This is a genomic window from Psychrobacter sp. P11G5, from assembly GCF_001593305.1.
Lineage (GTDB): Bacteria > Pseudomonadota > Gammaproteobacteria > Pseudomonadales > Moraxellaceae > Psychrobacter.
In genome coordinates this window covers 1-13,597 of sequence record NZ_CP012536.1, presented here as the reverse complement: position 1 = coordinate 13,597, position 13,597 = coordinate 1, and the positions used below count along the sequence as shown (strand labels likewise).

Sequence of the window (13,597 nt, the reverse complement as noted above, 5' to 3'; positions counted from 1 at the left end):
GTTTGAAAAAAATGAATATGTCTAACTAGAAACCTAGTGATGGATTATCTCTATTATCATTTACATTACTTGTATCTATCTCTCTATCAAGGACTTTTAAACCGTTATTAATGCTTCTTAAATCATCGCCAGATATCTTTTCAGCGTAATCAGTAGTAAATCTACCTAAACTGTCTCCAAGCTCTCTAACGTGCTTCTGGACGCTATCATGGTTCATTAAAGTATCCAGTCCTTTGTAAGCAACCTCGTATTGCTTAACTGTCAATCTAATAGTCCGATTGATATGTTGTTCTGCTAATGCTCTGTTCTCATCTGTTTTTTCACTATTATTTGCATATTTAGTCAGTGCAACTAGGTAAGGTTGAGCTGTCATTATCGTTGCAGTCACTCTGCTAGTATCATTTCTACCTAATCTTGTTTGATACTGTTCTACCTGCTCAGCTCTTTGTTTGTCTACCTTATCGATAAAATCATAAAAGTCTGCTGTAACGGTTTGGTGGTGGGATCTTTCTTTTTGGTTGTCTACTAATATATTTATAGCAGCTAGGTTGTTTTGCATGACCTCAAGGCTAAGCATATCAACGACTAGCTCGTGTTTCTCTAGATACTCTTTCTCAATCGTGTGAATACCTAGAGAGTGAGCAAATTCATTAAGTATGGCAATTTGTCGATAATCGAACTTCTCTGGGTAATGTTCCGATTTGTCGTTACGTCCTTTACGCAACCTCTTACTGTCGTGATTGCGCGTGAGGAGTCGGTAAGCTAGAACCTTTTTCTTGTCTAACGTATCAGCTTTGATTCTTCTAGTATTTTGTTCTGCTTCACTAGCGTATCGAGCTGCGTCTCTAGTTTTTTGATCAATTTGTCTTTTTCGCTCATGAAAGGCTCGTTCATATTCGTCGTCGAAAGGGCTTGGGGCTGGTTTTGCCCTTTCTGCAATGCTGTTATTGACTCTTGAAGCCTCTGATTTGCTGTTTGCAGCTCTTTTTGAGTTGTGATCAATCCACGAGCTTGCTTGTTCAGCTCGTTGTTTCCTATTGTCATTGATTTCTGATGTTCCATTAATTGCTGATACTGTGTTTTTAGATCTGACTGCGTTTTCATCAATTCTTTGAAGCGTTCTCTCGATAGCTTTAATTGCTCCATTAGTTGCCTTTGGTAGGTTTTTGCATCGTTCAGCTGCCCACTCATTTGCTGATTTTGCGTCTCTAACTCTGTCTGCGTTTGCATCAATGACTCGTTGTGTTCTTTCAATGATTGATTCTGTGTCTTTAACTCTGCCAGTGCTTTCTCCAAGCGTTCGACTAATTCGATCAATGATTGATTCTGTGTTGCTAGCTCTGTCTGTGTTTTCATCAACGATTCGTTGTGTTCGATTAATTCGTTCACTGTTTTCTCTCTCAAAAATAATTTTGTTAGATGCTTCTAGCACCAAGCTATTACGCTCCGCGATCATGGCGTTAATCTCACCACGGATCGTCACTGGTGCGATGCCAGTAAATTCCTGCTCATTATCTAAGGCTTCTTGTTTAGCCTTTTCGTATGCGTCACGCTCTAGCTTGGTCGCAACCGAACCCATTTTGAGCTGCGGCTCAATATCTTTGCCTTGGTCTGCATAGCTACGGCAATCTATTAAATCGTGCTTATGCTCAGCTAATTTCTCGTTAGTAATTTTTTCCCATAGTTGACGAATTTCCCCAAGCTCCTCATTGACTCGTTCTATCTCAAACCCAAGCTGACGACGCTTCGTATCGGACAACTCAATATCGGCTTTGTCAGTCAATACAATCTCGTTGTTATTACCGATTACGGCTTTACGAGTAGTAAACATGATATGAGCATGAAAGTTACGAGGGTCAGCACCGCGCTCAATCTCTCTTTGAGTTGGTTTGTGAATAGCGCAATCTGCAATCGTGTCGTAACGGTCGGCTAGTTCTTGGGCGAACCTATGTGCTATGTCTTTGCGATCTTGTTCGCTTAACTCATGCGGTAAATTGACCAACCACTCTCTAGCCACTCGCGCATCTTTTCTTTTTTCTGCGCTCTCTGCCTTGTTCCATAAATCGCTACGATCAATAGTAACGCCTGCATCAGCTAATGCTGACGGCAAAATAATATCGGCACTCATGACACCTGAGCGTTTAGAGTAATCATGCGTCTTACCGTAACGCTCATCCTCTAATTTTTCCCCTGCTCGATAACTAGCAGAAGCAACAGCACTTTGTCCGCTACCTCGTGATATTGATTTAGTCGATGCGAGAAAAATAGCCATTTTCAAACACTCATGTTTTTGCTTTTTAGCACTACGTCTTTTCGTAGTGCGGGGGTGTGGGGGCTTTGCCCCTGCCGATGTTTGGACTTCACAAATGTACGACCGAAGGGAGTAAACATTTGTGAAGTCGAAAACTCGCACTTAGTCAGTGGGACTCAACCATCCGTCAATTAACTATATCATAAACTGTTGTTAGGATTTGGCGAAGTTGGTATAGTTGGAGGAAATATAATTTGATGCTTTAAGGAAGGATTATGAGCTTACTTGGTGGTAATGATCTAAAGGAACAGCAAAAGATTAATGAGCTTGAGCTTAAAATAAATAGAGAGAAGCAGAAGTTAGATAAGAAGCTGACACGGCAAAAAATACTACTGGGTGCTTTTCTTGTAGATGCTTTAGAGAATGATTCAGTAGATGGTTTAAAGAAATACACAGCTGATAATCTATTGAATTTCCTGACCAGACAGACGGATAAGGATTTAATGGCAGATTTGATAAAAGAGCTTGGTAGTAAGGTTAATATCAAGAGTTACAATAACAAAGTAGACTAAGACAGAGATGTAAGCTGTGAGCTATATATAAAATGCATTTTTAAACTGTACTTTTATCAGAATGACATTGAAGGGTCTTTAATGAGAGTGAAAAAAGACACTAATCTATATATAGGTGGGATGAGAAATGGAAAGAGGTATTCCTCAGTGGCCAAGAAACTTGACGCGTGATGATGTTATTAAAAATCTAAGAGAATTAGGATTTAAACAATATAAACCTAAAGCTAATGCTTGGAGCTCTACATTAATTGCTAGTAATAAAAATCAAACTCTTTACTTTTTAATTGGTAAACGAGGAATAGATTTTAAGCTATATGATGAGATACTGGAAACAGAGTTTACTGACTATGGTAGGGTCGTAACTAATGGCGGGCTCATGGTTAGGAACTACTATCATGAGAGCAATGTTAATGTACATCAATTGATCTTAGAGGTAGCAACCTTATTTATTGAGAATAAAGATATACCTGACTCACTTTTGGTTGGTCACGGCATGTCATGGCAAGCTCGGAAAGAGGAATATATTAAAAACTTGCCAAAAACTAATAGGATTAGAAATGACGGGCTAGATATGTATAACGCAATGGCACATGAAGATGGCGAGGATGCATACTTAGGAGGGGGTATGTGGATTGATTCAAGTGGTTCGTTTCATGACAAAGGTAGATAATAAAAGCTGAAGAGATATAATCAATCCATTCAAAATTACTATAATAATTTTTTCAAAAGGATAGTTCCCTATGTTTGGTTTTTTTAATAAAAAGAAGGTAAATGACCCCGCTCTTCTAAAAAGAATTACAGAAGATGGAATTAGTCATGCTGCTAAAAGGTTTTCAAGTGTTTTAATAGAAGGCAGCTTGACCACAAGTTCGTTAGCTCATGAGTTTGTAATGCAAGAATTAGATGGAGCACGTCAAGGTAATGACTTATCGGTAGAGTTTGTAGAAAATAGTGGTGTCCCAGAGTCTGAATATAAAGGTAGTTTAAGTCACAATACACCTGAATTAGACGCAGCTCAGGACTTTATGCAGATAATTACTTCAAAACTACAACCACGAGTGGATATAATCGTTCCCTTGAGGTTAGAGATAGTTAAAAATGTAATGGAAAGATATGGGATTGGACAATCTTATTTCAGCACAAAAACACCGTTTGAACAGTTTAAAGAGGCAGCTGAGCGAGGTGATGCAACTGCTCAAGTGACTGTAGGGTTGGCATATCGTGAAGGTATCGGAGCTTCTCAAGATTACTATAAAGCTTTTGAATGGTTAAAAAAAGCAGCAGAGCAAGGCGAGGCAGAAGCCCAGAATCATCTAGGAAATTTATATGAAAATGGCCAAGGTGTAGAAAGAAATGAAACTAAGGCTATGGAATGGTATTTGAAGTCTGCCAACCAGGGTTATGTTGATGCTCAGTTTAATGTGGGGGTAATGTATCATACAGGCGTTGCAGGTATTACAGATCTTAAAAAGGCTGCTGAATGGTATATAGAAGCCGCTAATCAAGGCCATGAAGACGCGAGATATAACCTCAATTTAATAACATTCTAAAATATTAAGTAGTTTCTTTAGGGAATACCCCAAGGGAACCAGCTAATTCACCTATTAAACCTATTAACAGACCACTTAAAACAGACTGGTATAATGGAACCACTTATAACAGACTATTTTAGGTGTTTATGTTTATTAGAGCGTATCTACGAGCGTCTACCAAAGAACAAGACGCTAAGCGTGCCAAAAGCGAACTCATAGCATTTGCCAACGATCATGGCCACAAAATTGCTGCGTTCTATATCGAAAACGAATCAGGAGCTATTTTAGTACGACCCAAGCTTATGCAGCTGATTGAAGATGCTCATAAGGGCGATGTGATCTTAGTTGAGCAGATTGATCGCTTAGCACGTTTGAATCAAGCTGATTGGTATACTCTCAAGAGAATGCTATCAGAAAAAAAGCTATCTATCGTTTCAAAAGAGCTGCCTACCTCCTATATGGCGCTTCAATCTGAAAGCAGCACTGAATTTATGAGCAGTATATTGCAGGCTATCAACTCGATGATGCTGGATATGCTCGCAGCCATAGCTAGAAAGGATTATGAAGATAGGCGTAACCGTCAGCAGCAAGGTATTGCTCGTGCTAGGGCAGAAGGTAAGTATTCAGGACGTAGGAAAGATACTCAAAAGCGCAAGATGATCGCTAGTCTGCTCAAATCAGGTCATAGCTATTCTGATATTCAAAAAATGACCAAGTGCTCACGTCATCTGATTGCTGATGTGGCCAAGGAAAGACCTAAACTGATCACTGCTCATTAAGTGGTTCCAAGTCTATTAGATCTCTTGCAAAAGTACCAGTTCATTGACTTCCACTAACCGATTTACAAGGGCTAGAGATGACTTATGCAAGAGGTCTATTAATGGATTAATAACCCTAATTAAGTAGTCTCCTTGGCTTATATTTAAATTGGTTATTTAATAAATAGAAGGTTTCCTTTGTGTCCAATAGTCTAGGAGATTTGAAATTGCTTGATGAAAGAGCTGTGGCGCTTGAATCCCTAAAACCATTTTTCCTTTTTTATTGAGCATAAAACTCACTTCGATTTCTGCAATTTCTGTTTCATTACTACCATACACCACTACAGTACGTTTAATGGAATACTTAGGGTACTGCGGTTTAATATAAGTTTCTTCGATAAAATCATAATTGAATAGCTCTGCTATGCCATTGAATCTATTTGCATAGGTCTTACCTTCTATATTAATAATCTCCGACCTTTCCACATCCACTAAAATCAAATCGGGAATATGGACTATTTTACTTTTGTCACCAGCTTTATAAGCATCTCTGTCACTATATTTAGCTAGAGGTACAACACCACCGCTTGAATTTTTAAAGTAACTTTTTTCGCAACCCGCGTGGTTCTCGAAAATAGAATATCCTTTAGTAAATGACTCGACTACTAGATGAATGAAAATCGTTGCTAGCTTCTCACCTTTAGCCTCGTACCTCCAGTAGTCTAGATGCTCTACATTCTTAGGAATATTAAGCCCTTGTAATTTGATGTTTAAGCGATTAGCAATATGGATAAACTTATTGCGAGTAGTTAGCATGCTTTGCGCTAAGCCATGCTGCGTAATTACAATATCTTTTTCCCAGCCTAGCACCCTGAGTGCTTTTGCTATGATGGTTAAGGCTCCAATATTAGGATCATGACTTAGTCCTCCAGATTTAACTAACCTTCCTGATATTTCGATACGATCAGCATATCTTGTGATATCAATTGGTACGTTTCCTTTAGGGGGTTTTCTCATACTGTTTTTGTATTGAATAAGCTCATCGATACTATCAAAAGCTTGTCCTTGTTCATCTGTCTGTACTTTCCCTAGAACTTCAATACCGCAAGTTGCAAGTAGTCTACTACCAAATATATTCGTTTGTGTTGCTTTTGCTTTTTGAGTTATTTGCAGGTCGTAAAGCATGATTTTTTTTACATTAGAATAGAAGTAATCTATGTAAACAAACTTTGTGCAACGTTGATAGACACCTGTATTACGACTTTCACTGTCATCGGTTTTAGTTTCTTCTATAGCATATAAAGGTGTGTCTGTCGGGACGGGTTCACATTCTTGAAAATAGACCAAAAAATCTACGAAACTAGAGGATCCAGATACGGTCTTAACGTATATATTGCCAATATTTGACGAGTCAATCCCCAAAATTTGGTAGCTGAAAGTGAACTTTCCATCTTTTATCAAAGGTATGATTCTAAGAGGGTTAGCAAAAAAACCGATTCTATAATCTTGCAAAAAGCGTCCAATGATAGTTTGTAAAACACTGTCTTTAGGTCGTTCTTCAGTTAGTATCCATAAATTTTTCTGACTAGTCATAATGCATTCCATTTTTAAGTTCTGTACTGCTTGTTATGATGAATTTCTAAGCTATTTAATGAAGATAGGGTGTCCGTTTCCAATAATGTAGAAGGTTTGAAATTGCTTGATGAAAGAGTTGTGGTGCTTGAATCCCTAAAACCATTTTCCCTTTTTTATTAAGCATAAAGCTAATTTTAGTCTCCATAATCTCTTCTTCATCACTACCGTATACCACAACAGTACGCTTTATAGAGTAATCTGGATATTCTTGCTTGATATACTCACTGTCAATAAAATCATAATTTAAAAGCTCGTTTATACCGTTGGATCGGTTTGCATAAGTCTTACCCTCTATGTTAATAACCTCCAGTCTCTCCATATCTACTAAAATCAAGTCAGGAATATGAGCAATTTTTCTTTTACCATTATTTTCATAACTATATTTGACCAAAGGTCTGACATCACCATTCGATTTTTTGAAGTAACTTTTTCCACAACCTGCGTGGTTTTCGAAAATAGAGTAACCTTTTGTAAATGACTCAACCACTAGATGAATAAAGATAGTTGCTAACTTCTCTCCCTTCTCTTCATATCTCCAGTAATCTCTGTGTTCAACATTTTGGGGGATCTCAAGACCTTGTAGCTTTATATCCAATCGGTTCGCGATATAGATAAACTTATTGCGATTGGTCAGCACTTCTTGTGCAAGTTCATGCTTTGTAATTATAATGTCTTTGTCCCAACCTAAGACTCTAAGTGCTTTTGCTATGATGGTTAAGGCTCCAATATTAGGGTCATAGCTTAGTGTATTAGTCTTTCCTTTACGTAACCGTCCCGACACTTCAATATGTTCAGCATGTTTTGTAATATCAATTGGTACGTTTCTAGTATGAGCTTTAATATCTTTTTTGCATTGGATGAGTTCATCAATACTATTAAATGCTTGTTCCTGCTCAGCAGTTTGTACCTTCCCTAGAACTTCAACACCGCAAGTCGCAAGCAACCGGCTACCGAAAATATTGGTTTTAGTTGGCGATGCCTTTTGAGTTATTTGTAGATCATAGAGCATGATTTTTTTTACATGAGAGTAGAAGTAATCTATGTAAACAAACTTTGTGCAACGTTGATAGACACCTGTATTACGACTTTCACTGTCATCGGTTTTAGTTTCTTCTATTGCATATAAAGGAATGTCAGTTGGGATAGGCTGATCTTTTTGAAAATATACTAGAAAATCCACAAAGCTGGAGTACCCAGACACTATCTTAATATATATGTTGCCAATGTTGGGAGAGTTAATGCCTAGTACTTGATAAGTGAAGGTGAATTTTTCATTATTGATTAATGGTATGATTCGTAAGGGATTAGCGAAGAAGCCAATATTATAATCATTGCAGAAGCGTCCAATAATAGTTTGCAAAATACTGGTTTTGGGTCGTTCTTCAGTTAGTATCCATAAATTTTTCTGACTAGTCATAATGCATTCTACTTTGCTGTGTTTTGCGTTACATATAGGTATCCTGTTTTCAACTGTCGCCTCATAACAGTCCAGTCCGATGACCTTATAAGTATCAGTACACATATATTTGTTAGTAAAAGTGGATAGAAACACAAGATTTACCACTTCTAATTCCTGCTTAGTAATAAGAGGGTCAGACTTAAGCATAGAAATAAGTGTTTGAAGAATACCCATCTTTGTATATTCTTCTGTTATATATGTAGCCTGTTTTCTCTTCTGCATATGGACTCTACTTGCTTAATAAGTATAACTGCTCTTTGACATACTTCTTACTCTGTTTACTTCCATTGCTGTTACTTTTGTACCTGGTGTAATCAAACTCTACGAGTTCAGTGTTGCCATAAGGCTTCATCATCTCTAAGATCTCTTCTTGAACCATAAGACCTTCACTGTTATAGCTCAATATTAGATGTTTATAATTACCATGCTCAACAAAATTTTCTAGCTCATCTAATGCATGTCGTCTTTGGCAAAATTTTGATTTTTGTTGAGAATAGTCACGCATTCCTGTTACACCCTTTATTTTAGGACTATCATAGCGGGCAATGGTTTCTAATAGATGATAGTTTGGCGCGTATTGTCGTTGATTATAAGGAGGGTCAAGATAATAAATATCGGCTGAAACCTCATCAAGCAAAAGTTTGGAGTCAGTATTGTAAACCTGATTGTTTCTACCGTTACTGATCACCTCAACTTCCCTTAGTTTCATTTCTTTCAATGCCCTACTATCCCATTTCTTATGGAAAGCTCCATAAACTCCAGAAATATTTGCATAGAATGGCACAGTTTCAATTAAGCTAGCTATTAACACATAGTACTCATGATCATTAATAACTTTTTTTGCATACCACTCTTCAATTTTAATCCTAACCTTGTCTATAAATTGTCCATTTTTACCTGTGTAATACATTCTCGGAATATCTAAGTTAGGAGTACCTTCAGGCGTATAGTTGCTATAAATAAATCCTTTGACTGGAGACAAATCATTTAAATAGGACAACACCTTTTGTAGAGGGGTTTCAGATACTTCTTTTTTAGCAATATCAAAAGAACTTAGTAACTCTTTGAACAAGGGAGGCGAATCATTTTCTATATAAGCCTTTTGTAAAACATACGAATAATACATTAGGTCATTGGAAAATACTTGGTAACCCTGTCTTTTGAAGAATTTCCCTACATTAGCTGTTCCCGAAAAAACATCAAAAAAGCTGTCTCCCTTAATTCCTTGCTGCATCAATACCTGAAAAATAGTCTCAACAAGGTTTTCTTTATTGCCGATATATCGCATTTTTATCTCTAAATAGATGGATGTTTGACATTGATTGGACGGTCTAAGACTTATTAATATAGTTGGTTATTAACACTTCTTTACTACTGTTCTTTTTTCTATTAGTCGTTTGGTAAGAGGAGTTCGCATAATTATGGTTTAGTTGGTGGCATTCATAATCATTTTTATCCAACCATTCTTTTAATAAAACATTTTCTTTATCTTTATGCTCAAGGACGTTAGATAGAGCAAAGCGAATATTCTGGTCGTTTAACTTATCCAGTAGAGTTAACAACTTTACCTCTTCCTTTTCATTCCAACCTTTAAACCCTCTTTTTCCATCGTTATAAGTGCCTGTGGTAATCAGGTACGGTGGATCGCAATAAACGAGATCATTACTCGTGATAGAGGCGAAATCAAAATTATCGTAAGGCAAGTTTTGAAGCACGTAGTGATCTTGTTGTATTACTTTAAGGAACTCTAGTAAGTTTTTTTTCATAATTGAATTAAAACTACTGCGGTTTTTACCAAAAGGATTGTTGAATTTATGGCTATTATTAAAACGTATTTGATGATTGAAAGAAAAAGCAACAAGCACAAACAAGTCCAAAGGAACTCTATTGTGATTGTAGATTTCTCGCAGCTTAAGATAGCCTTCTTGATTAGTTAAAGACAAGTCTAGTTCAAATATACGGTTTTCAATATGTTCTACTACCTCTTCGATAGTATGGTTTTGGAAAGCCCGATACATATCTATTAGATAAGTTAAGTTATCATTTAATATAACTTTATCTGCGACCACATTTATTCCAACGTTACACCCTCCAGCAAACAGATCCACGAACGTGTTTATATTTTCAGGAAAGAGAGGAAGAATTTGTGGTAAGAGTTTTTTCTTACCACCAATGTAATTTAAAGGCGATTTAATCATATTATTTGTATGGCAAATTAAAAAGTTAACACTATAACATAGAGTGAGCAAAGAGATGCTTTGACCCCTGCTGTCGAATCTATACAGTTAAGTAGCCTGAAGGTCAAGGTCAAACCCTTCTCAATTCTCGTCTGGTTGTAGTACAGCTCGATATATTAGCTACTATCATTTATGGCTACAAAATGGACTAGCTCTGTCCGAATGAACGATTATATTCAAGCTCTTTTGTTTATTTCTGACGATCATTAATCTGATGCTAGACGTTCTTACTGAGCAACAAAAGCGGGATAAGATATCCTGATTTACTGTGTAAATAAGCTAACGTGCTTCCCTAGTGCAATCAACATCATTTACCCTCAAACACTCAGATTCAGCACTAGTTGGCTGAATTACACATAGTGGTATGCCTTATTTTCGTTAGAAATGAAGTCATGAAATCTCCTATAATTTTCCCCTTTTGGTAATAGGCCTAAGCTGATAGCTAGACTCCTATAATTTTCCCCTTTTGGTAATAGGCCTGAGCTGATAGCTAGACTCCTATAATTTTCCCCTTTTGGTAATAGGCCTAAGCTGATAGCTAGACTCCTATAATTTTCCCCTTTTGGTAATAGGCCTAAGCTGATAGCTAGACTCCTATAATTTTCCCCTTTTGCTTAAGAAGTCAGCTTGCTTAAAGGGTTAAGTTAGTGCGATAGTTGTTTACTGAACGTTCTGAACAGATGTACTGTACATACAACAAAAACATACTTGGACACTAGGCTCGCAATGAATATATCCGTGACAGAAGCAGCAAAAGAATGGAGATTATCAAGAACTACCATTTATCAGAAAATCAATGATGGTGAGCTTTCTAGAACAGCAGATAAGAAAATTGACACTGCGGAGATGCTTCGGGTTTTTGGAGAGCCTTTGTCCAAAGAACGTACTGAACAATCAGTGAACAGCCCTCATAATACACACTTGAACAGTCAGACTGTACAGTCTTGTACAGAGCATGAACATCAATTGGAGCTAGAAAAGTTGAAGAATGAACACCTTCGACAGCAAGTTAGCGATCAAAAGCAGTTGATAGAGAATTACCAACAACAGATTAGTCAGCTAAATAAGACACTGGAGAAAGCTAATGCTAGTATTCACGATTTCGCGCAAGTAAGGTTGCTAGAATTCAAAAAAAATGAACCCGATGATGAGCTACAGCCTGAACAAGAAAAAGATGATACGAACGCATCTGTTTCTGAGAAGAAGAAAAGATGGTGGGGCTTCTAGAAAAATATCTAAATGGTGGTTTCACAGAATCCAGGATGCTCTCAAGTGAGCTACGTGAAAAAGAGTAATATAGATATCAACAGATAGCTTATAAATGCCATACAGCCTCTCGCTACATGGAAAACAACGTATCTGTATCTTCGCTGAAAGCTGCATAAAAAGTGATGCTAGAAACGGTAATGCCAGTGTATGAGCAGCAAAGGACGGTTTAAGACAGTAGGAAAGTATTATCAACGTGAAAAGTAACGTATGAAGCAGCAAGAAGAACTAATCTACGTCCTAAGCTAGAAAAACCACTATTAGCTGAAAATAGAGATGGAGAGAGCGCCAACTAAGCATCAAAAGTAACGTTTGGAACATGAAAACTATCTTCTTAAGCGTGAAATGATATGCTTTGTCCTATAAAAAGCATTAAAGAAACGGAAGCTTGATTTAATGTGAATGGTTACACATAGAACCCCGAGCAACATCCTGCATTAGGATTTACAAAGGGACGCAGAAAGTAAAACCACGAAGCCACTTTGGTTGTTAAGTAATGACGACTCCTAAAACATTCACCCTTGTTACTTGAGTACTTGTAAGAACCTACAATGCAGCATGAAATCAACGATGGGAAAAACTTTATCTATATATTACCATTAGGGAAAAGAGGCTAATATTTAATCTTCGGCAGATAACTCTCCAATCCTTTATTGGGCTTGTTAAAGCTTTCAGGCTCTCGTTGTATGATGTTAATCATTTCGCGCTTAAATGCGTCAGTCTGCATTTTGCCTTCATAACTTAGGCTTGGATGGTTGTTATAGTCATTCATAAACTGCACATTATCAACAATAGACTGTATGATAGCTTGTGACAGAGCGCCATCTTCGCTAGTTAGTTTTTCTAATGTTTTTCGATGGAATTTGAGTGTTAAGCCGTCATAACCTTTGCCTCTACTTTTTTTCTGATACTCAACCATGATTTTATAGTTTGTATTCTCATTGACCTCATCTATAGCAGTCTCAATCACACGCTCTCTAAGCTGTCCAAATTGTTTATACTTACCTTTAATGCCCATAACGTAGCGAAAATCGTCTAAATCCATAGTTTTAGTATATTGGTACTGACCTACCCAACAAACAATTAATTCATATAGTCGTATCGAGTGAATACTTGATAGCTCAGATACCTCCATCAGCCTATATTTTGTGAAGTTAGCTTTTAGCTGTGTCAAATAAGGCAGTACATCTTCTGCAAATGTTATTGTTATCTGATCTCCATTAGGGTCATAAAGAACACCGCTAACAAAGCGAGTACGAAGCGTTTTATTATCCTCTAGTTCTATCAGTACCTCCCTATCAAAAAGCCGATTACTAGCTTGCTCTAAATCTCTAAAAGCATTCTTCTTAGTGCTATCGTTATAGAATATTTTTGCTACTTCCTCAACTGTCACCGTGAACTTGGTTTGCTTAGTGATGTTTGGCGCATCGCGTCTACTATCAATACGGCTAATACAAGATAGTAATAGCTGTTTCTCTTTAGTAGTCATAGTATAAGCAGCCAGAACAAGTTCATTGGACTGTACAACTAGATTATTTTCCATATTTTTTAACACTCGTTTAATTTTCTGTTTTTCCACTAAAAACAAGATTTATTCTATCATAATAAACAAAAATAATAGCATTAAATTTTTTTTGTGTTTATTCTACTCATTTTGTGTTTATTCTACTCATTTTGTGTTTATTCTACTCATTTTGTGTTTATTCTACTCATTTTGTGTTTATTCTACTCATAAGTATTTGATTTTAAAAAGTAAAAATAGCTCTTAAACAGGAGTAAACAGGATCTAAACAGGAATAAATAAAAATCTTCTTTTACTGAACAATTAATTTTAGCTGTTGATAAGTCAAAAAACTGTTTCTGTAGTCACAGATGAACGATCGTTTA

Annotated in this window: 11 protein-coding genes; 5 read left to right on the top strand and 6 right to left on the bottom strand. The window is 36.8% G+C overall.

All coding sequences use genetic code 11. The features are described from left to right. Positions 1-25: 25 nt before the first annotated feature. Positions 26-2,272 carry a MobA/MobL family protein gene (locus AK825_RS14370; RefSeq protein WP_068039674.1) on the bottom strand — a complete coding sequence of 749 codons (2,247 nt, stop codon included), beginning with the start codon at positions 2,270-2,272 and terminating at the stop codon, positions 26-28. A 254-nt stretch (positions 2,273-2,526) separates the two neighbouring features. Here AK825_RS14370 and AK825_RS14365 point away from each other — a divergent pair, with 254 nt between their 5' ends. From AK825_RS14365 to AK825_RS14350, 4 genes are all read left to right on the top strand, one after another. Beyond that, the gene (locus AK825_RS14365) at positions 2,527-2,823 is read left to right on the top strand and encodes a mobilization protein MobS (protein WP_068039671.1); all 297 of its coding nucleotides are present in this window, start codon (positions 2,527-2,529) and stop codon (positions 2,821-2,823) included. 127 nt (positions 2,824-2,950) lie between these two features. Further along, positions 2,951-3,493 (top strand): hypothetical protein, encoded by a 543-nt coding sequence (locus AK825_RS14360; RefSeq protein WP_068039667.1) that lies wholly within the window; start codon positions 2,951-2,953, stop codon positions 3,491-3,493. A 70-nt stretch (positions 3,494-3,563) separates the two neighbouring features. Further along, positions 3,564-4,373, top strand: coding sequence for a tetratricopeptide repeat protein (locus AK825_RS14355; protein WP_068039664.1), 810 nt, complete (start codon positions 3,564-3,566; stop codon positions 4,371-4,373). A 128-nt stretch (positions 4,374-4,501) separates the two neighbouring features. After that, positions 4,502-5,134 carry a recombinase family protein gene (locus AK825_RS14350; protein WP_068039661.1) on the top strand — a complete coding sequence of 211 codons (633 nt, stop codon included), beginning with the start codon at positions 4,502-4,504 and terminating at the stop codon, positions 5,132-5,134. Between the two features lie 156 nt (positions 5,135-5,290). On the opposite strand, the gene AK825_RS14345 is transcribed toward AK825_RS14350, so the two are convergent. The 4 genes from AK825_RS14345 to AK825_RS14330 form a co-directional block, all read right to left on the bottom strand. Beyond that, complete coding sequence (locus tag AK825_RS14345) at positions 5,291-6,706, bottom strand: hypothetical protein (protein WP_068039657.1); 1,416 nt, start codon at positions 6,704-6,706, stop codon at positions 5,291-5,293. A 55-nt stretch (positions 6,707-6,761) separates the two neighbouring features. Next, positions 6,762-8,165: a hypothetical protein gene (locus AK825_RS14340; protein WP_068039680.1), complete on the bottom strand. Its 1,404-nt coding sequence runs from the start codon at positions 8,163-8,165 to the stop codon at positions 6,762-6,764. A gap of 271 nt (positions 8,166-8,436) precedes the next feature. Then, positions 8,437-9,495, bottom strand: a complete 1,059-nt coding sequence (locus AK825_RS14335; protein WP_068039655.1) for a DNA adenine methylase — start codon at positions 9,493-9,495, stop codon at positions 8,437-8,439. A gap of 43 nt (positions 9,496-9,538) precedes the next feature. Continuing rightward, entirely contained in the window at positions 9,539-10,405 is an 867-nt protein-coding gene (locus AK825_RS14330; protein ID WP_068039652.1) for a Dam family site-specific DNA-(adenine-N6)-methyltransferase, read from the bottom strand. A 777-nt stretch (positions 10,406-11,182) separates the two neighbouring features. Between AK825_RS14330 and AK825_RS14325 the strand changes: the two genes are divergently transcribed. After that, positions 11,183-11,671 (top strand): DUF3450 domain-containing protein, encoded by a 489-nt coding sequence (locus tag AK825_RS14325; RefSeq protein ID WP_264753660.1) that lies wholly within the window; start codon positions 11,183-11,185, stop codon positions 11,669-11,671. 652 nt (positions 11,672-12,323) lie between these two features. Here the strand turns inward: AK825_RS14325 and AK825_RS14320 are convergent. Next, positions 12,324-13,253, bottom strand: coding sequence for a replication initiation protein (locus AK825_RS14320; protein ID WP_068039677.1), 930 nt, complete (start codon positions 13,251-13,253; stop codon positions 12,324-12,326). Positions 13,254-13,597 lie beyond the last annotated feature (344 nt).

Excerpts from the sequence above, each read along its gene's own strand:
- AK825_RS14370 (WP_068039674.1), bottom strand. The coding sequence starts at position 2,272 with ATGGCTATTTTTCTCGCATCGACTAAATCAATATCACGAGGTAGCGGA.
- AK825_RS14365 (WP_068039671.1), top strand. The coding sequence starts at position 2,527 with ATGAGCTTACTTGGTGGTAATGATCTAAAGGAACAGCAAAAGATTAAT.
- AK825_RS14360 (WP_068039667.1), top strand. The coding sequence starts at position 2,951 with ATGGAAAGAGGTATTCCTCAGTGGCCAAGAAACTTGACGCGTGATGAT.
- AK825_RS14355 (WP_068039664.1), top strand. The coding sequence starts at position 3,564 with ATGTTTGGTTTTTTTAATAAAAAGAAGGTAAATGACCCCGCTCTTCTA.
- AK825_RS14350 (WP_068039661.1), top strand. The coding sequence starts at position 4,502 with ATGTTTATTAGAGCGTATCTACGAGCGTCTACCAAAGAACAAGACGCT.
- AK825_RS14345 (WP_068039657.1), bottom strand. The coding sequence starts at position 6,706 with ATGACTAGTCAGAAAAATTTATGGATACTAACTGAAGAACGACCTAAA.
- AK825_RS14340 (WP_068039680.1), bottom strand. The coding sequence starts at position 8,165 with ATGACTAGTCAGAAAAATTTATGGATACTAACTGAAGAACGACCCAAA.
- AK825_RS14335 (WP_068039655.1), bottom strand. The coding sequence starts at position 9,495 with ATGCGATATATCGGCAATAAAGAAAACCTTGTTGAGACTATTTTTCAG.
- AK825_RS14330 (WP_068039652.1), bottom strand. The coding sequence starts at position 10,405 with ATGATTAAATCGCCTTTAAATTACATTGGTGGTAAGAAAAAACTCTTA.
- AK825_RS14320 (WP_068039677.1), bottom strand. The coding sequence starts at position 13,253 with ATGGAAAATAATCTAGTTGTACAGTCCAATGAACTTGTTCTGGCTGCT.